15 protein-coding genes are annotated in these 17,050 nt (G+C 72.8%); 8 read left to right on the forward strand and 7 right to left on the reverse strand.

Going from position 1 to position 17,050, the window contains the following annotated elements; all coding sequences use genetic code 11:
- The first annotated feature begins 55 nt into the window (after positions 1–55).
- A complete protein-coding gene (locus tag AC1DYZ_RS09770) occupies positions 56–1,822 on the forward strand; it encodes a DEAD/DEAH box helicase (RefSeq protein ID WP_477065006.1) in 1,767 nt (588 codons plus the stop codon).
- 49 nt (positions 1,823–1,871) lie between these two features.
- Here the strand turns inward: AC1DYZ_RS09770 and AC1DYZ_RS09775 are convergent, their stop codons facing one another.
- Positions 1,872–4,511, reverse strand: coding sequence for a substrate-binding domain-containing protein (locus AC1DYZ_RS09775; RefSeq protein ID WP_477065007.1), 2,640 nt, complete (start codon positions 4,509–4,511; stop codon positions 1,872–1,874).
- A gap of 257 nt (positions 4,512–4,768) precedes the next feature.
- Here AC1DYZ_RS09775 and AC1DYZ_RS09780 point away from each other — a divergent pair, with 257 nt between their 5' ends.
- Both AC1DYZ_RS09780 and AC1DYZ_RS09785 read left to right on the forward strand, forming a co-directional pair.
- A complete protein-coding gene (locus AC1DYZ_RS09780; protein WP_477065008.1) occupies positions 4,769–5,758 on the forward strand; it encodes a LacI family DNA-binding transcriptional regulator in 990 nt (329 codons plus the stop codon).
- A 176-nt stretch (positions 5,759–5,934) separates the two neighbouring features.
- Positions 5,935–8,538: a glycoside hydrolase family 6 protein gene (locus AC1DYZ_RS09785; RefSeq protein ID WP_477065009.1), complete on the forward strand. Its 2,604-nt coding sequence runs from the start codon at positions 5,935–5,937 to the stop codon at positions 8,536–8,538.
- 57 nt (positions 8,539–8,595) lie between these two features.
- On the opposite strand, the gene AC1DYZ_RS09790 is transcribed toward AC1DYZ_RS09785, so the two are convergent.
- Complete coding sequence (locus tag AC1DYZ_RS09790; protein ID WP_477065010.1) at positions 8,596–9,642, reverse strand: threonine aldolase family protein; 1,047 nt, start codon at positions 9,640–9,642, stop codon at positions 8,596–8,598.
- A 92-nt stretch (positions 9,643–9,734) separates the two neighbouring features.
- Here AC1DYZ_RS09790 and AC1DYZ_RS09795 point away from each other — a divergent pair, with 92 nt between their 5' ends.
- Complete coding sequence (locus tag AC1DYZ_RS09795) at positions 9,735–10,223, forward strand: DUF6328 family protein (RefSeq protein ID WP_477065011.1); 489 nt, start codon at positions 9,735–9,737, stop codon at positions 10,221–10,223.
- Positions 10,224–10,226: 3 nt separating this feature from the next.
- Here AC1DYZ_RS09795 and AC1DYZ_RS09800 read toward each other — a convergent pair whose 3' ends face one another.
- From AC1DYZ_RS09800 to ku, 4 genes are all read right to left on the reverse strand, one after another.
- Positions 10,227–10,631, reverse strand: a complete 405-nt coding sequence (locus tag AC1DYZ_RS09800; protein WP_456824722.1) for a Fur family transcriptional regulator — start codon at positions 10,629–10,631, stop codon at positions 10,227–10,229.
- A gap of 93 nt (positions 10,632–10,724) precedes the next feature.
- The gene (locus AC1DYZ_RS09805) at positions 10,725–11,006 is read right to left on the reverse strand and encodes an HU family DNA-binding protein (RefSeq protein WP_056027540.1); all 282 of its coding nucleotides are present in this window, start codon (positions 11,004–11,006) and stop codon (positions 10,725–10,727) included.
- 145 nt (positions 11,007–11,151) lie between these two features.
- Complete coding sequence (locus AC1DYZ_RS09810) at positions 11,152–12,195, reverse strand: PHP domain-containing protein (protein WP_477065012.1); 1,044 nt, start codon at positions 12,193–12,195, stop codon at positions 11,152–11,154.
- Complete coding sequence (ku, locus tag AC1DYZ_RS09815; RefSeq protein WP_477065013.1) at positions 12,192–13,100, reverse strand: non-homologous end joining protein Ku; 909 nt, start codon at positions 13,098–13,100, stop codon at positions 12,192–12,194. Before ku ends, AC1DYZ_RS09810 begins: the two co-directional genes overlap by 4 nt.
- Before the next feature lie 91 nt (positions 13,101–13,191).
- Here ku and ligD (AC1DYZ_RS09820) point away from each other — a divergent pair, with 91 nt between their 5' ends.
- The 4 genes from ligD (AC1DYZ_RS09820) (at position 13,192) to AC1DYZ_RS09835 (ending at position 16,800) form a co-directional block, all read left to right on the forward strand.
- The gene (gene ligD, locus AC1DYZ_RS09820) at positions 13,192–14,112 is read left to right on the forward strand and encodes a non-homologous end-joining DNA ligase (RefSeq protein ID WP_477065066.1); all 921 of its coding nucleotides are present in this window, start codon (positions 13,192–13,194) and stop codon (positions 14,110–14,112) included.
- Positions 14,109–14,987 (forward strand): non-homologous end-joining DNA ligase, encoded by an 879-nt coding sequence (gene ligD / locus AC1DYZ_RS09825; RefSeq protein WP_477065014.1) that lies wholly within the window; start codon positions 14,109–14,111, stop codon positions 14,985–14,987. The genes ligD (AC1DYZ_RS09820) and ligD (AC1DYZ_RS09825) overlap by 4 nt, the downstream gene beginning before the upstream one ends.
- 89 nt (positions 14,988–15,076) lie before the next feature.
- Complete coding sequence (locus tag AC1DYZ_RS09830) at positions 15,077–15,637, forward strand: Dps family protein (RefSeq protein ID WP_477065015.1); 561 nt, start codon at positions 15,077–15,079, stop codon at positions 15,635–15,637.
- Positions 15,634–16,800: an App1 family protein gene (locus AC1DYZ_RS09835; RefSeq protein WP_477065016.1), complete on the forward strand. Its 1,167-nt coding sequence runs from the start codon at positions 15,634–15,636 to the stop codon at positions 16,798–16,800. The genes AC1DYZ_RS09830 and AC1DYZ_RS09835 overlap by 4 nt, the downstream gene beginning before the upstream one ends.
- On the opposite strand, the gene AC1DYZ_RS09840 is transcribed toward AC1DYZ_RS09835, so the two are convergent.
- Entirely contained in the window at positions 16,797–17,003 is a 207-nt protein-coding gene (locus tag AC1DYZ_RS09840; RefSeq protein ID WP_477065017.1) for a hypothetical protein, read from the reverse strand. The two genes, AC1DYZ_RS09835 and AC1DYZ_RS09840, sit on opposite strands and share 4 nt — an antisense overlap.
- Between the last annotated feature and the right edge of the window lie 47 nt (positions 17,004–17,050).

The following is a 17,050-nucleotide window of genomic DNA, read 5'->3' on the forward strand; positions in this document are numbered from 1 at the left end:
CCGACCTGGTGCACGGTTCAGGGCTCCGCCCCGCGATGATCGGTTCCCTCATTTCATGAGTTCTGTTGCGCCCTCTTCCATGCCCGAGAACGGCACCTTCGACGAGCTGGGTCTTCCCCCGGCCCTCCAGTCCGCGATCGCGGATCTCGGCTTCACCACTCCCTCAGCCATCCAGGCGCAGGCCATCCCCGCCCTGCTGAGCGGCCGCGACATCGTCGGCGTCGCCCAGACCGGCACCGGCAAGACCGCCGCGTTCGGCCTGCCGCTGCTCGCCGCGATCGACACCGACATCCCCGCGGTCCAGGCGGTCGTCCTGACCCCGACGCGTGAGCTCGCGATGCAGGTGGCCGACGCCATCCAGTCGTTCGCGACGCACCTGCCCGGCCTGAACGTGCTCGCGGTGTACGGCGGCTCGCCGTTCCTGCCGCAGCAGCGCGCCCTGTCCCGCGGCGCCCAGGTGGTCGTCGGCACCCCCGGCCGCGTGCTCGACCACCTCGACCGCCGCACGCTGAAGATGGACCAGGTCCGCTTCCTCGTGCTCGACGAGGCCGACGAGATGCTCCGCATGGGCTTCGCCGAGGACGTCGACAAGGTCCTCTCCGCCGCGCCCCGCGAGCGTCAGGTCGCCCTGTTCTCCGCGACCATGCCGCCGCAGATCCGCCGGGTCGCCGAGCAGCACCTCAACCACCCGGTCGAGATCACGGTCTCGCGCCAGGCGTCCACCGTGACGAGCGTCCGCCAGACGTACGCCGTCGTCCCGCACCGCCACAAGACCGGCGCGCTCGCCCGCGTGCTCGCCGTGTCCGAGGCTGACGCTGCCATCGTCTTCGTGCGCACCCGCGGTGCGGCCGAGGAGGTCGGGAGCGCACTGATCGAGCGCGGCATCTCCGCCGCCTACATCTCCGGTGACGTCGCCCAGACCGAGCGCGAGAAGATCGTCGACCGCCTGCGCACCGGCGCCCTCGACGTGCTCGTCGCCACCGACGTGGCCGCGCGCGGTCTCGACGTCGACCGCATCGGCCTCGTCGTCAACTTCGACGTCCCGCGTGAGCCCGAGACCTATGTGCACCGCATCGGCCGCACCGGCCGTGCCGGTCGCGAGGGCGAGGCGCTGTCGTTCGTCACGCCCGCCGAGCAGTCTCGCCTGCGCCAGATCGAGCGGACCACGCGGCAGTCTCTGCTGCAGGTCGACATCCCGTCGCCGGCCGAGGTCTCCGCGCACCGCGTGCAGGCGCTCCTCGCCCGCACGGGTGCCCGCGCAGAGCTCGGTCGCCTGGACCTGTACCGCGAGGCCATCGCGGTCCACCTGGCCCAGAACCCGGACGTCGACCCCGTCGACCTGCTCGCCGTCGTCACGGCGCTCGCGGTCGGCGACGAGGGCCCCGTGGCCGTCCAGGGCGACGACCTCGACGACGCGCTCTCCCGCGCCCACCTCACGGGCGGMAACGCTCGCGATCGTGACGGCGAGCGCGGCTACGACCGTCCCGAGCGGGGCGAGCGTCGCCGCGCCGACACGCACATCGCCGGGGGCTCGCCGCGCTGGCGCGTCGCCGTCGGGCACCGTGACGGCCTGCAGCCGGGCGCCCTCGTGGGTGCGCTCACCGGTGAGGGCGGCCTGACCGGCAAGGACGTCGGCAAGATCGACATCTTCGGCAGCTTCGCGCTGGTGGACATCCCGGCCGGCCTCTCGGCCGACGTCATCGACCGCCTGGCGCGCACCCGCGTCGCCGGTCGTCCCCTGCGGATCCGTCTCGACTCGGGCCCGCGCCCGGGCCACGGCGCCTCGCGCCCGACGCACGGCCCGGCCCGCGGCCGCAGCTGATCGCACACCCGATGCCCCTGCCTCCCCTCGGGGAGGCAGGGGCGTCGTGCTATCTGAGGACGGACCCGGGGCGCGCCTCGGGCCGTCCTGAGCGCGACGCCCCGCGCAGCACGGTGATGTCCGCCTCGCGGAGCACCTCGCCGACGTCACGGAAGCCGCGGATGCTGCCGAGCACCCCGATGGCGACGCGCGAGCCCAGCTCCTGACGCAGCTGGTCCAGCAGCAGCGACAGCCTCGCCGGCATGCCGCCCGGACCCACGTCGTCGAGCAGCACGACGAAGTCGTCCTCCGCGATGCGCGCGGGTGTGTCCCCCTCGCGCAACGAGCGTCGCAGCCGGCGGACCAGCTCGCGGTGCAGGTCGAGACGCGCGTCGCCGACGCCGTCGGGGCGCCCCTGGGTCGGGACGGTCGGTCCGTCGAGGACGCGCACCAGCGCGAGCGCGCAGTCGTACCCGGGCGCCCGGCGGGCGCGCAGCACGGCCGCCCCGAGACGGTCGAGGAACAGCAGCCGGTTGACCAGGCCCGTCTCCGGGTCGCGCAGCGCGTCGCGCTGGAGCGCGAGCTCGGCCTCTTTGCGCTCAGTGACGTCGACCAGGGCGCCGACGAGCCGGGCGGGGCAGCCCGCGTCGTCGAGCACTGTCACGGCGCGGCAGAGCATCCAGCGGTAGTCGCCCGACGACGTCCGCACGCGGTGCTCGAGCTCGAGCGGCGAGCCGGCGCCGGCCAGCTGCGACGCGATCGACGCCGACAGCTCGTCGCGGTCGGCGGGGTGCACGCGCTCGAGCCACTCCCCCGGCGAGTCGCCGATGACGTCGTCGGCGTAGCCGAGCGTCTGCTTCCAGCGCGGTGAGTAGTAGACCGTGCCGGCCGACACGTCCCAGTCCCAGGTGCCGTCGTGCGCGGCCATCGACGCGAGAGCGTAGCGCTCCTCGCTCGCGCGGACGGTGTCCGCCAGGGACCGCTCCCTGGCGGCGGCCTGCTCCAGCGCCCGGCGTTGCTCGCGCAGGTTGGCGAGCAGGCGCTCCTGGTCGAGCGCGACAGCCAGCAGGGCGGCCCAGTGGTTGAACCGGTCGCGTGCGCTCGTCGCCCGGGTCTCCACCGTGCCGTCGATCGCGAGCAGCCCCCAGTCGCTGCCGCCGAACGTCACCGGCACGACGAACGTCAGCTCGTTCGACCCGACGGTCCCGGCACGCGTGAGCGCGGCGGGCGGGAACTGGCTCGCGGTCGTGCGCACGCCCACCAGCCGCGAGAGGGTGCCCGACGTGTCGTGGACGCCGACGATCTCCATCTCGCGGTCCCCGGGCCCCCGGTCCGCGCCGAGCCACAGCCCGAGGCAGGCGTGCCCCCGCACGCCCCGCGGCAACCAGCCGAGCGCCCGCGGGCTGGCACCGTCGCCGCGCAGCAGGTCCATGTCGACCTCGTACTGGTCGACGATCGTCCGTTCGAGCTGCCCGCTGCGCGCGAGCATCGACCGCGTGCAGCCCTTGGTCACCGCCAGCAGCACCTCGGTGACCGCGCGCCGCACCGCAGTGTCGCGCTCCGGGTGCGAGAGCGCTTCCACGACGTCGTTCTCCACCGCACGGAGGCAGGTCACCAGCTGCTCGAGGGCCTCGGGGTGCGGCTGCATCGCGACCGTCAGGTCGGCGAGGCGCACCAGGGTCGGCGCGCCGGGCAGCGACCCGCGCTCGGCCGCCGTCTCGATCGGCTCGACCACGGCGTGCCACCACGCTTCTCGCGGCGCTGCACCGGGGCGGCGCGCCCCACCCACGCCGGACGGACCCACGAAGGCGGTCTCGGCGAGCGCCCGGAGCGCCTGGTAGCCGCTGCGCCCACCGGTCCCCTCGGTCGCGGGCGACCGGGTGGCCTCCGTGCAGCCGCAGGACTCGCGCAGGACGAGCGACGACGGCGCCCGGTACTCCCCGCCGGGCACCTCCTCGCCGCGCATCCGGGACAGCAGGAGCGAGACGGCCGTCTCGCCCACCCGGTCGTAGTGCGCGTCCACCGTCGAGAGCCGGGGCGTCACCCGGGCGCCCGAGTCTGCGTGGTCGAACCCGATGACGGCCTGGTCGCGCGGCAGGATCAGGCCGGCGGCCCGCAGCGCGCGCTGGAAGCCGATCGCGTTCCGGTCCGTCGCGGCGACGACCGCCGTGGTCGGGGTGCCGAGCGTGAGCATGCGTGCGGCCGCGTCGGCGCCGCCCTGCTCGTGGTTGTCGGACGCCTCGAAGATCCAGGCGTCGGGGGCCTCGATGCCGTGCTCGGCGAGCGTCGCGCGGTACGCGGCGAAGCGCTCGCGCATGTCGCGCTGCGTGAGGCAGCCGACGAACCCGATCGCGGTGTGGCCGTGCCCGAGCAGGTGCTCGAGGGCGGCCTTCACGCCGCCGGGGTTGTCCGGAAGCACCACAACGTCCTCGGCGGACTGGGGCTCCTCGCTCACGAGCACCACCGGCAGGCCCCACTGCTGGACCGAGGCGAGCCGGTCGCTGCGCAGCGCCTTGCCGACGACCACGAGACCGTCCACCGCCCCCAGTGCGACCGGCGCGTCGAGGATCGACTCCTCGGGGTACCGCTCGCGGTCCAGCCCAGCCGGGTACGTCTGGACTGCGACCACCCKGTGCCCCGCGGCCCGCGCGGCCCGCGCGACCCCCGCGATGAGGGCCCCGAAGTAGAACCCACCGACCACCGGCGACAAGACGCCGATCGTTCGCCGAGCCGTCGGAGAGACCGGCCCGCGTCGCACTGTTCCCATGACTCCACATCCCTCGCCCACGTCGTCGGAGCCGAGATGATGCATTTCACCCGCATCGGGCGACACACTAGGTGATCGTGGTCACACCTGCATATGACTCCGGAGCGCCCGCCTCTTCCGCGTCAGCGTCGACGCCGACGTCCGGGCCGTCCTMCCCCAGCCCGGCGCCRGCCCCGGCGCGCCGCCCGACGATCACCGACGTGGCCCGCGCGGCCGGCGTCTCGATCGCCGTCGTGTCGTACGCCCTCAACGGTCGGCCGGGGGTCTCGGCCGCGACGCGCGAACGCGTCCTGCGGGTCGCCGACGAGTTCGGCTGGCGCCCCAGCGCTGCCGCGCGGTCGATGCGCACGGGCCCCCGCGCGATCGGTCTCGTGTTCGACCGCGGCGCCGCCGGCCCCGTGGCTCAAGCGACCGGCGTGCTCGAGTTCGTCATCTCCCTGCAGGAGGTGCTCGCCACCCGCAACCTCGCGCTGGTGCTCCAGCTCGTCGACGGACCCGAGGCCGCCGTCGCGCTCTACGGCGAGTGGTGGGCGGAGCGCCGGTTCGACGCCATGGTCGTCACCGACGTCCTCGCCGAGGATCCACGGATCGACGCGCTCCGCCGCCTGCGCGCCCCGGCGGTCATCGTCGGTGCAGGTCAGAGCGATGTGGACCTCGCCGCGGTGACCCTGGACGACGGCGAGGCGTTCCGTCGCGTCGGCCGCTACCTGCTCGAGCTGGGGCACCGGCACGTGGCCCTGGTGAGCGGTCCGAAGGCGCTGCTCCGGACGCGAGCGCGCGTCGGCGCCCTCTCCGCGGCCCTCGACGCGGCCGGTGGCGTGCTCGTCCACGAGGCCACGGGAGGCACCGCCGAGGAGGCCGCGGTGGCCACCAGACGTCTCCTCACGGGGGGCCGGGCACCAACCGCGATCGTCTACGACTCCGACCAGATGGCGGTCGCCGCGCTCGACGTGGCGCGCCGGACGGGGCTCGAGGTGCCGTGGGACCTGTCCGTCGTCGCGGGCTCCGACTCGGCCCTCTGCCGGCTCGCGACGCCCTCCATCACGACCCTCCCGTCGGCCCAGCGTGACCTCGGGACGGCCACCGGCGAGGCCGTCCTGGCGGTGCTCGACGGCGACCTGCGCGCCCGCCGGGAGCTCCGGATCGGCGGCCTCGCGGTGCGGGGCAGCACCGGTCCGCGATCAAGATGAGAACGCTCTCATGCGAGTCACAGTTTGGTAACGCGAAAAGCCTAAACGTTTCGCCCCGTGCCGTCCGGAAAATCCTCGTGGTGGTCTAGCGAATCAGTCGCCGTGGACTTCCCCGGGCGACTTGCGCCCGGGCGGGTTGGCCGGCCGGGCACGCCGAACGACTCCCGGAGGACTACGTGTCCACACACGGCAAGAGAGCGGTGAGGCAGCGTCTGCGCGCGGCCGCTACCGCAGCGGCAGCGATGGCGCTGGTCGCAGCACCCCTGTGCATCACCACCAGTGCGAGCGCCGCCGAGGCGCACGTCGACAACCCCTACGCCGGCGCCACGCAGTACGTGAACCCCACGTGGGCGGCGTCGGTTGAGAGCGCTGCCACACGCGCCGGCGACGCCACGCTCGCCGCGAAGATGCACACCGTCGCCAAGCAGCCCACGGCGGTCTGGATGGACCGGATCACCGCGATCACCGGCAACGCCGACGGTCAGGGGCTGAAGTTCCACCTCGACAACGCCGTGGCCCAGAAGGGCTCCGCACCCCTCGTCCTCAACCTGGTCATCTACGACCTGCCCGGCCGCGACTGCTACGCCCTGGCGTCCAACGGTGAGCTCCCCGCCACCGACGCCGGGCTCGCGCGCTACAAGACCGAGTACATCGACGCCATCGCGGCGCTGCTCAGCGACCCCAAGTACGCCAACATCCGGATCTCGGCCACCATCGAGCCCGACTCGCTGCCGAACCTGGTGACCAACAGCTCCGAGGCGCTCTGCCAGCAGGCGGCGCCCTACTACCGGGCGGGCGTGAAGTACGCGCTCGACAAGCTGCACGCGATCCCCAACGTCTACACGTACATCGACATCGGCCACTCGGGGTGGCTCGGCTGGGACAGCAACGCCGGTCCCGCCGCGACGTTGTTCGCCGACGTGGCGAAGTCCACGACCGCCGGCTTCGCCTCGGTCGACGGCTTCATCAGCGACGTCGCCAACACGACCCCGCTCAACGAGCCGTTCCTCACGGACGGGTCCGCGTCCCTCAACAACACCCCGATCCGCTCGAGCGGCTTCTACGAGTGGAACTACGACTTCGACGAGGTCGACTTCACGGCCCACATGTACCGACTGCTCACGGCGGCCGGGTTCCCGTCCACGCTGGGCATGGTCGTCGACACCTCGCGCAACGGCTGGGGCGGCCCGAACCGGCCCACCGCCGTCTCGACGAGCACCGACCTCAACACCTACGTGGACCAGTCGCGCGTGGACCGTCGCGTGCACCGCGGCGCCTGGTGCAACCCGGAGGGCGCCGGCATCGGCGAGCTCCCGCAGTCGTCGCCGGCCGGCTACGCCAGCTCGCACCTCGATGCCTTCGTCTGGATCAAGCCCCCGGGTGAGTCCGACGGTGCGTCGACGGACATCGCGAACGACCAGGGCAAGCGGTTCGACCGCATGTGCGACCCGACCTTCGTCTCGCCCAAGCTCAAGAACCAGCTGACCGGCGCCACGCCGGGCGCCCCGCTCGCGGGCCAGTGGTTCGAGGCCCAGTTCAAGACGCTGGTCACCAACGCCTACCCGGTCATCGCCGGCGGCTCCACTCCCCCGGCCGACACTACGGCGCCGTCGGCGCCGACGGGCCTGGCCGCGGGTACGCCGACCACGACGAGCGTGCCGCTGACGTGGGCCGCCTCGACCGACAACGTGGCCGTGACCGGCTACGACGTCTACCGCGGCACCACGCTGGTCGGCACCTCCACCTCGACGGCCTACACCGTGACCGGCCTGACCGCCGCGACCGCGTACTCGTTCACGGTCAAGGCCAAGGACGCCGCCGGCAACGTGTCGGCATCGTCCGCAGCCGTCTCGGCCACCACGGCGTCCGGCACGGTCACCGACACGACGGCGCCCTCGGTGCCGACGGGCCTGGCGGCCGGCACGACGACGACCACCACGGTCCCGCTGACGTGGAACGCGTCGACGGACAACACCGGCGGCACGGGCGTCGCCGGCTACGAGGTCTACCGCGGCACCACGCTCGTGGCGACCACGACGTCGACGAGCTACACCGTGACCGGCCTGACCGCCGCGACCGCGTACTCGTTCACGGTCAAGGCCAAGGACCTGGCGGGCAACGTCTCGGCAGCCTCCGCGGCGGTCTCGGCCACCACGCAGACGGCCACCACCACGGACACCACGGCGCCCTCGGCCCCGACCGCGCTCGCGGCCGGCACGACGACGACGTCCACCGTCCCGCTGACGTGGACCGCCTCGACCGACAACGTGGCCGTGACCGGCTACGACGTCTACAACGGCAGCGCGCTCGTGGGCTCCACGACCTCGACGAGCTACACCGTGACCGGTCTCGCGGCCGCCACGACGTACTCGTTCACGGTCAAGGCCAAGGACGCGGCCGGCAACGTCTCGGCAGCCTCGGCGGCGGCCTCGGCCACCACCAAGACGGCCACGACGACCAGCAGCTGCTCGATCAAGTACACGGCCAACAGCTGGAACACCGGCTTCACCGGGTCGATCAAGCTGACGAACACCGGCAGCTCCGCGATCAACGGCTGGACCCTCGGCTTCTCGTTCGCCAACGGTCAGGCCGTCACGCAGGGCTGGAGCGCCGACTGGGCGCAGTCCGGTGCGGCGGTCACCGCGAAGGGCCTGTCGTGGAACTCCACGCTGGCGCCCGGAGCCTCGACCGACATCGGGTTCAACGGCTCGCACACGGGCACGAACAACGCGCCCACCGCCTTCACGCTGAACGGTGCGCCCTGCACCGTCGTCGCGTGAGCTAGCGGCAGCACGACCGAGCGGGGGTCCTCCCACGGGAGGGCCCCCGTTCGGCTGTCAGGAGAGGGCGTCCTTCACGGCGGCGACGAGCTCGTCGACGTCCGCCTCGGTGGTGTCGAACGAGCACATGAGCCGCACCTCGCCGGTCTCCACGATCCAGTCGTAGAACCTCCAGCGGCGGCGGAGCACGTCGGCGACGCCCGGGGGGAAGATCACGAAGATGCCGTTGGCCTGCGTCGGGCGCGTCACCTGGACGCCGGGCAGGTGCTCGATGCCCGTGCGCAGCCGCGCCGCCATCGAGTTCGCGTGCCCCGCGGACCGCAGCCATAGGTCGCCCTCGAACAGCGCGACGAGCTGGGCGGAGACGAAGCGCATCTTCGACGCGAGCTGCATGTCCATCTTGCGCAGGTAGGTGAGGCCGCCGTCCGCGGCGGGATCCAGCACCACGACGGCCTCGCCGAACAGGAGCCCGTTCTTGGTGCCGCCGAGCGAGAGCAGGTCGACGCCGGCGTCCGTGGTGAACGCGCGCAGCGGCACGCCCAGGCTCGCCGCGGCGTTGGAGATCCGGGCGCCGTCCAGGTGCAGCCGGAGGCCGAGCTCGTGCGCCTGGTCGGCCAGCGCGCGGACCTCGTCGGGCGTGTAGACCGTGCCCAGCTCGGTGGCCTGCGTGATCGAGACGACACCGGGCTGTGCGCGGTGCTCGTCGCCGAACCCCCACGCCTGCGTGGCGACGAGCTCGGGCGTGAGCTTGCCGTCCGGTGTCGGGACGGTGAGCAGCTTGACGCCGCCGACCCGCTCGGGCGCGCCGTTCTCGTCGGTGTGGATGTGCGCGGTCTCCGCGCAGACGACGGCCCCCCAGCGCGGCAGCACGGACTGCAGCGACAGGACGTTGGCACCCGTCCCGTTGAAGACCGGGAACGCCGAGGCCGCGCTGCCGAAGTGGTGCTGGACGACCTCCTGCAACCGGGCGGTGTAGACGTCCTCGCCGTACGCGGTCTGGTGGCCTCCGTTGGCCTCGGCGATCGCGGCGAGCACCTCGGGGTGCACCCCCGCGTAGTTGTCGGAGGCGAAGTCGCGGCGGTCGGCATCATGCAGTCGGGTCACGGGGAGCAGTCTCCCCCGACGGACGAGGCCGCTGCGAATGCGTGCCCGGCGTGCCATGCGAGATGATCCGTGGATTCACCGAGGAGGCTGACTTGCCCGAGATCGACGCCGATCCCGACGACGGCCGGACCGAGACGCACAACGAGCGTGCCGACCGCAACTGGAACGAGCTGCTCCAGGAGCTGCGCGTCACGCAGACCGGCACGCAGATCCTCACGGGCTTCCTGCTGACGATCCCGTTCCAGCAACGCTTCGCGGATCTCGACGACTACCAGAAGGACCTCTACCTGGTGCTCGTGCTCCTGGCCGTGCTGGCGACCGCGTTGTTCGTCGCGCCCGTGAGCCTGCACCGCATCCTGTTCGGCCGGCGGCTCAAGCCCGAGCTGGTCGCCGCCGGGGCCCGGTTCGCCCGCGCCGGCCTGGTGGTGCTCGCCCTCGTCATGGCGGGCAGCGCCACGCTGATCTTCGACGTCGTCCTGTCCCGCGACGCGGGCCGGGCCGTCGGGATCGCGTCGCTGGTGCTGCTGTTCACGTCGTGGTGGCTGGTCCCACGCCTCATCGCTCGGCGCGAGCGGGTCTGACGGTCAGGACGAGGCGGCCGCGCGGCAGGCGGCGCAGGTGCCGACGAGCTCGATGGTGTGGTCCACGTCGTCGAACCCGTGCGCGGCGCCGACCTGGGCGGCCCACGCCTCGGCCTGACCGGCCTCGATCTCGACCGTCCGGCCGCAGGACCGGCACACGAGGTGGTGGTGATGGCTGCGCTGCTCGCACCGGCGGTAGACCGACTCGCCGTCCTCGGTGCGCAGCACGTCCACGTCACCGTGCTCGGACAGGCTCTGGACGGCGCGGTAGACGGTGGCCAGGCCGACGCTCGACCCACGGGCGCGGAGCATCTCGTGCAGCTGCTGGGCGCTGCGGAACTCGTCGACGTCTTCGAGGAGGTCCAGGATCTCGGCGCGCTGGCGCGTCTGCCGCGGGACCACCACCATGCCGGGACCTCGCCTTCCTGAGAGTGGTTCCCACTATAACGCGACAGAGCCCCCGGTCCCGAAGGACCGAGGGCTCTGTCGGCAGTGCTGAGGTCAGCCCTGGACGGCGCGCTTGAGGGCGCTGCCGGCCGTGAGCTTGACGCGGTAGCCCGCGGGGATCTCGAGCTTCTCACCCGTCTGGGGGTTGATGCCGGTGCGGGCACCGCGCTCGGCGCGGGCCACGGCCAGGAAGCCGGGGATCGTGACGGCCTCGCCGGCGGCGAGGTTCTCGATGAGGACCTCCTGGAAGGCCTTGAGGGCCTTGTCCGCGTCGGTGTTGGTGAGGCCGGTCTTGGCCGCGACGGCCTGGACGAGCTCGGTGCGGTTCACGCTCACTGGTTGTGCTCCTCTGTGTTCACTCGGACGTGCGGGCCCACTTCCGGGCCGTGTTCCCGGGCGCGCGGCAGGACCGCGGCAACCGGGGACGATCGGCTGACACTAACCCGAGAAACCCCGGGATCCGTGCACCGGGCGTGTCGCGTCAGCGGTGCGTGCGCGCCAGGAGCTCCTCGACGGGCAGCGTGGTGATCACGCGGGCGGGGTCCAGGTCGTGCTCCGCGGCCCGCGCGCAACCGGCCATCAGCCAGTCCAGCTGGCCGGGTGCGTGCGAGTCCGTGTCGATCGAGAAGTCGCAGCCCGCGTCGATCGCGATGGACAGGAGCTCGTGCGGAGGGTCCAGGCGGTCGGGCCGGCAGTTGATCTCGACGGCGACGCCGTGCTCGGCGCACGCGTCGAAGACCGCACGCGCGTCGAACTCGCTCTGCGGTCGGCTCTTGCCCTTGATCTGACGGCCTGTGCAGTGGCCGAGGACGTCGGTGCGCGGGTTGCTCACCGCGGCGATCATCCGGCGCGTCATCGGCCCGGACTCCATGCGGAGCTTGGAGTGCACCGACGCCACGACTACGTCGAGCTGGTCCAGCAGGTCCGGGTCCTGGTCGAGGTCGCCGTCGTCGAGGATGTCGCACTCGATCCCGGTGAGGACCCGGAACGGCCCGACCGCGCGGTTCAGCGCGCTGACCTGGTCCAGCTGGGCGCGCAGCCGGGGCGCCGACAGGCCGTTGGCCACCGTGAGGCGCGGCGAGTGGTCGGTGATCGCCAGGTACTCGTGGCCCAGCTCGAGGGCGGCCAGCACCATCTCCTGGATGGGCGTCGTGCCGTCCGACGCCTCGGTGTGGGAGTGGAGGTCGCCGCGGAGTGCCGCGCGCAGCGCCGCCGCGCGCGGATCGACGTCGGTGCCCGCCGCGGATGCGTACTCGCTCTCGAGCGTGTCCAGGTAGTCGACCGGCTTGCCCCGCAGCACGTGCGCGACGACGTCGGCCGTCCGGGCACCCACCGCGGGCAGGTCGGCCAGCGAACCCGACGCGGCGAGCGCCACGAGGCGGTCGGGGTCCTGCCGCTCGACGCTGACGGCCGCCTTACGGAAGGCCTCGGACCGGTACGGGCTGGCCTGGGCGCGCTCGAGCAGGAACGCGATGCGGCGCAGCGACGCGACCGACTCCGCCTGCCTGTCGGCTGCCTCGCTCACGACGCCTTGCGACGCGTCTTGCGCGGGGTCGGCTCGTCCTCGTCGGACTTCGGCTTCTTCGCCTTGGCCTTGGGCTTCGCCGGCTCCTCGTCGGCGGCCGGGCTGTCTCCGCGGGCACCGCGCGCCTTCTCCACGCTGCGCTGGAGCGCCGCGAGCAGGTCGACGACGTCGCCGCCGCCGTCCGCGCCGGCCTCCTCGCCCGGAGGCACGGGCACGGCACGCGTGTTCCCGGTGGACACCTTCGCCTCGATCAGCTGCTCGAGGGCGCCGGCGTACCGGTCCTCGTACTGCGACGGGTCGAAGTCGGCGGCCAGCGAGTCGACGAGCGAGGCGGCCATCGCCAGCTCCTGGGGGCGCACCGAGACGTCGTCGTCGAGCACCGGGAAGTCGGCCGCCCGGATCTCGTCGGGCCACAGCAGCGTCTGCATGACGATGACGTTGTCGCGCACGCGCAGGATCGCCATCGACTCGCGCTGGCGCAGCGCGACCTTGACCACGGCCACCCGGTCCGCCTGCTCGAGCGCCCCGCGCAGCAGCGCGTACGGCTTGGCGGCGGTCTTCTCGGGCTCCAGGTAGTAGGTCTTCTGCAGGAGGATCGGGTCGACCTGGTCCACCGGCACGAACTCGAGCACCTCGATCTCGCGCTCGGTGGACAGAGGCAGCGACGCGAAGTCCTCGTCCGTGAGCACGACGAGCTCGCCGTCGTCGGTCTCGTAGCCCTTGGCGATGTCGGACATCTCGACCGGCTCGTTGTCGATGCTGCAGAACTTGCGGTACCGGATCCGGCCGCCGTCCTCCTTGTGCACCTGGTGCAGCGTGACCTCGTGCTCGCCGGTGGCCGAGTACAGCCGCACCGGCACGTTGACCAGCCCGAAGGCGACGGCACCCTTCCAGATCGCTCGCATGGTCGTGACCTCCGTCGGTGGCTGCTGGGCGTGTTGATGCTCGGCCGCGCCTCGCGCGGCCTCCTATGGGCAGGATGGACCCGTGGAGCCCATGCTCGCCACCCCTGCAACCGGTCCGGCGGAGCTCCCGCGCGGGTCGGAATGGGCCTTCGAGGTGAAGTGGGACGGCGTCCGGGCGCTCGCGGACACCACCTCGGGCCGCCTGCGCCTGTGGAGCCGCAACGAGCGCGAGATCACCCCGGCGTACCCGGAGCTGGCCGGGCTGGTCGACCTGCAGGGCGCGATCCTCGACGGCGAGATCGTCCTCATGGCCGACGGCATCCCGTCGTTCAGCGCCCTGGCGGAGCGCATGCACGTGCGCGACGTGCGCCGCGCCGAGGCGCTCGCCGCCCAGCGCCCGGTGACGTTCCTGGTGTTCGACGTGCTGCGGCTGTACGGCGTCGACCTCACGCGGAGCACGTACGACGAGCGCCGGGACACGCTGTCGCGGCTCGACCTGCCCGACCGCGTCGAGCTCTCCCCGGTGTACCCGGACGGCGCAGACCTGTGGGAGATCACCAAGCAGCTCGGCCTCGAGGGCGTCGTCGCCAAGCGGCGGTCGTCGACCTACCAGCCGGGCCGACGGTCGCCGGACTGGGTGAAGGCGCCGCACCGGACCACGCGCGCGGCGCTCGTCGGCGGCTGGCGCGAGGAGACCAACGGGTCCGGCCGGCTCGGCGCGGTGCTCTTCGGCGCCCGCGACGCCGATGGTGCGCTGCGCTACCTCGGGCGGGCCGGCAGCGGCCTGACGGGCAAGCGGGCCACCGAGCTGCAGCGACTGCTCCAGCCGCGGGTGGACTCGCCGTTCGACGACGAGGTGCCGGCCGTCGACGCGCGCGGGACGCGGTGGGTGGAGCCCACGGTGGTCGTCGACACCCTCTACCTGACCCGGACGCCCACGGGCCGGCTGCGTCAGCCGGTGGTGCGGGGCGTGCGCACGGACACCGACGCCGATCCCTGGGAGCAGCCATGACGCCCGAGCGACAGATGGTCGACGTCGAGGGCCGGCAGGTACGGGTCAGCCACCTCGAGAAGGTCATGTATCCGTCGACCGGGACCACCAAGGCCGAGGTCATGAACTACCTCGTGCAGGTGGCGCCCGCGCTCCTGGCCCAGCTCAAGGACCGGCCGGTCACCCGGATCCGGTGGCCCGACGGGGTGGCCGGCGAGAAGTTCTTCGAGAAGAACACGCCGCGCGGCGCCCCGGACTGGGTGCGCCGGCAGACGCTGCGGGCGGCGCCCGGTGCCGAGGACGAGGGCGCCGAGCTGGAGCTGCCGTTCCTCGACGACCTGGCCGGGCTCGTGTGGGCGGCGAACCAGGGGGCGCTCGAGCTGCACACACCCCAGTGGCGGGTGGGCCCGCGCGGCAAGATCCACAAGCCCGACCGGCTGGTGGTCGACCTCGACCCCGGCGCACCCGCGGGGCTGGCCGAGTGTGCGGAGGTGGCGCACCTCGTCGCGGACCGGCTGCGCCAGGACGGCATCGAGACCACGGTGCCCGTGACGTCGGGGAGCAAGGGGATGCAGCTGTACGCACCCCTGCCCGGGACCCAGACGGTGATGGAGATCCGGCAGTACGCGCGCGACGTCGCCTACGAGATCGCCGCCGCGAACTCCCGGCTGGTGGTCGCCGTCATGAAGAAGGACCTCCGCGGGGGCAAGGTCCTCATCGACTGGTCGCAGAACCACCCCGCGAAGACGACGATCACCCCGTACTCGCTGCGCGGCCGGGACGACCCGCACGTCGCGGCGCCGCGCTGGTGGGACGAGATCGGCCCGGGTCTGACGCAGCTGGGGCCCGACGAGGTGGCCGCACGTTACGCCGAGCGAGGAGATCCGTTCGCCTGAGGCATCTCGGATGGCGAGGTGTCCCCACCTTTGGCAGCGTGGTCACCCGCCGGGAAGAACACCCCGCGGACTGCACAGAAGGAGCCGTCATGGCGCTGCCGAAGTACACCGTCCCGTCGCTCACCCCGAAGGAAGGCGCCGAGGTCGCCGCGATCCTGCAGCAGCGTCTCGACGCGCTCAACGACCTCGCGCTGACGCTCAAGCACATCCACTGGAACGTGGTCGGTCCGCACTTCATCGCGGTGCACCAGATGCTCGACCCGCAGGTCGACGCCGTCCGGCTCATGGTCGACGCGATCGCCGAGCGCATCGCGACCCTCGGCGTCGCACCCGTCGGGACGCCCGGTGCGCTGGTGGCCAACCGCAGCTGGGAGGACTACTCCCTCGGTCGGGACAGCGCGATCGCCCACCTCGGCGCGCTCGACGTCGTCTACATCGGCGTCATCGAGAACCACCGCCAGGCTGCCAAGGACGTCGAGGAGCTCGACGACGTCACCAACGACCTGCTGATCGGGCACCTGCACGAGCTCGAGCTGTTCCACTGGTTCGTGCGTGCCCACCTGGAGTCGGCCGGCGGAGCGCTGACCACCGGCAATGCGCAGAGTGAGAAGACCGCCGCGCGGAAGGCGTCGGTCAAGGACAACGCGTGAGCGCATCCCCCATCGCCCGGCCCGTCGTCGGCTCGTCCCGCGGCGGGCCGGTGCTCCGTACGGCTCGCGCCGGGCCGGCGTCGGCCGTCCCGCGGACACACCTCGCCGCCCGGCTCGAGGACCAGTTCGACCGCGCCGTCGCGCACCGGCTCCGCGCTCGCGGGTGGACCGTCCGGATCGAGCCGTACGCGGGATACGGCGCACCCGGGTGGGTCCGGGTGCTGGCCCGGACAGTGCTTGCGGCGCCGCACGTCGGCGACGACGACCTGCCCGGTGCGGGCTCGGACGCCCAGGCCGGCGCCCGGTCGGCCAGCACCGTGCGCGGCTGGCGCAGCTTCGCCACCGCGCAGGTCTCGGGAGCCGAGCTCTCGGTCCAGGTGGGCGACCGGACCCACGACGTGGTGACCGACCGGGGCGGCTACGTCGACGCGGTCCTCGAGTCCGACCTTCCGCCCGGCTGGCACGACGTGCGGCTGACCACGGCCGACGGTAGGACCGCGACCGCTCCCGTCCAGGTCATCGGGCCCGAGACGCGGTTCGGCATCGTCAGCGACATCGACGACACGGTGATGGTCACGCGCCTGCCTCGCCCCTTCGTCGCCGCGTGGAACGTGCTCGTGCGCCACGAGAACGCCCGGGAGCCCGTGCCCGGGATGGCGCGGCTGTACGCCGAGCTGCGGTCCGGTGGTACGGACGTCCCGGTGGTGTACCTCTCGACCGGCGCCTGGAACGCCGCGCCGACGATCGCCCGGTGCCTGCGCCGGTGGCGCTACCCGGCGGGACCGCTGCTGCTCACCGACTGGGGACCGACCAACAGCGGCTGGTTCCGCAGCGGGCCCGAGCACAAGGTGGCCCAGCTGCGACGGCTCTTCACCGAGCTGCCCGACGTGCAATGGGTGCTGGTGGGCGACGACGGTCAGCGCGACCCGCAGATCTACGCGGGCGCGGCGCAGCGGTTCGGCGACCACGTGCGGGCGATCCTCATCCGGCAGCTGACGTTCACCGAGCACGTGCTGGCGCACGGCGTCCCCGCGCCCACCACCGAGGCGCTGCGCGCGGAGCAGCAGGCCGCGCGGCGGCCCGACGGGATCACCGTGCTGCAGGGACCCGACGGCCAGACGCTGCTGCGGCGAGCCCGCGAGTACGGGCTCGACCTGAGCTAGAGACGCTCGGGGTCGTCCCACTCGTCGTTGCTGGAGATGGGCTCGTCGTCGGCCTCGAGCTCGACGGCGGTCAGCGACCGCGGGCCGCGGTCGGGGTTGCCACCGGAACGGGCATCGGCGGCATCGAGCTCGGCCTGGGCGTGCTCACGATCGGCGAGGTGCTCGGCGGAGGGGTCGGACGTCAGGTCGCGGTTGCGGCTCATGGTTCGGTTCTACCGTCCGCGGTCCCCCGCCGCACGCGCGGACCAGC

The sequence above is a fragment of the Cellulomonas sp. P1_C4 genome (assembly GCF_056406355.1).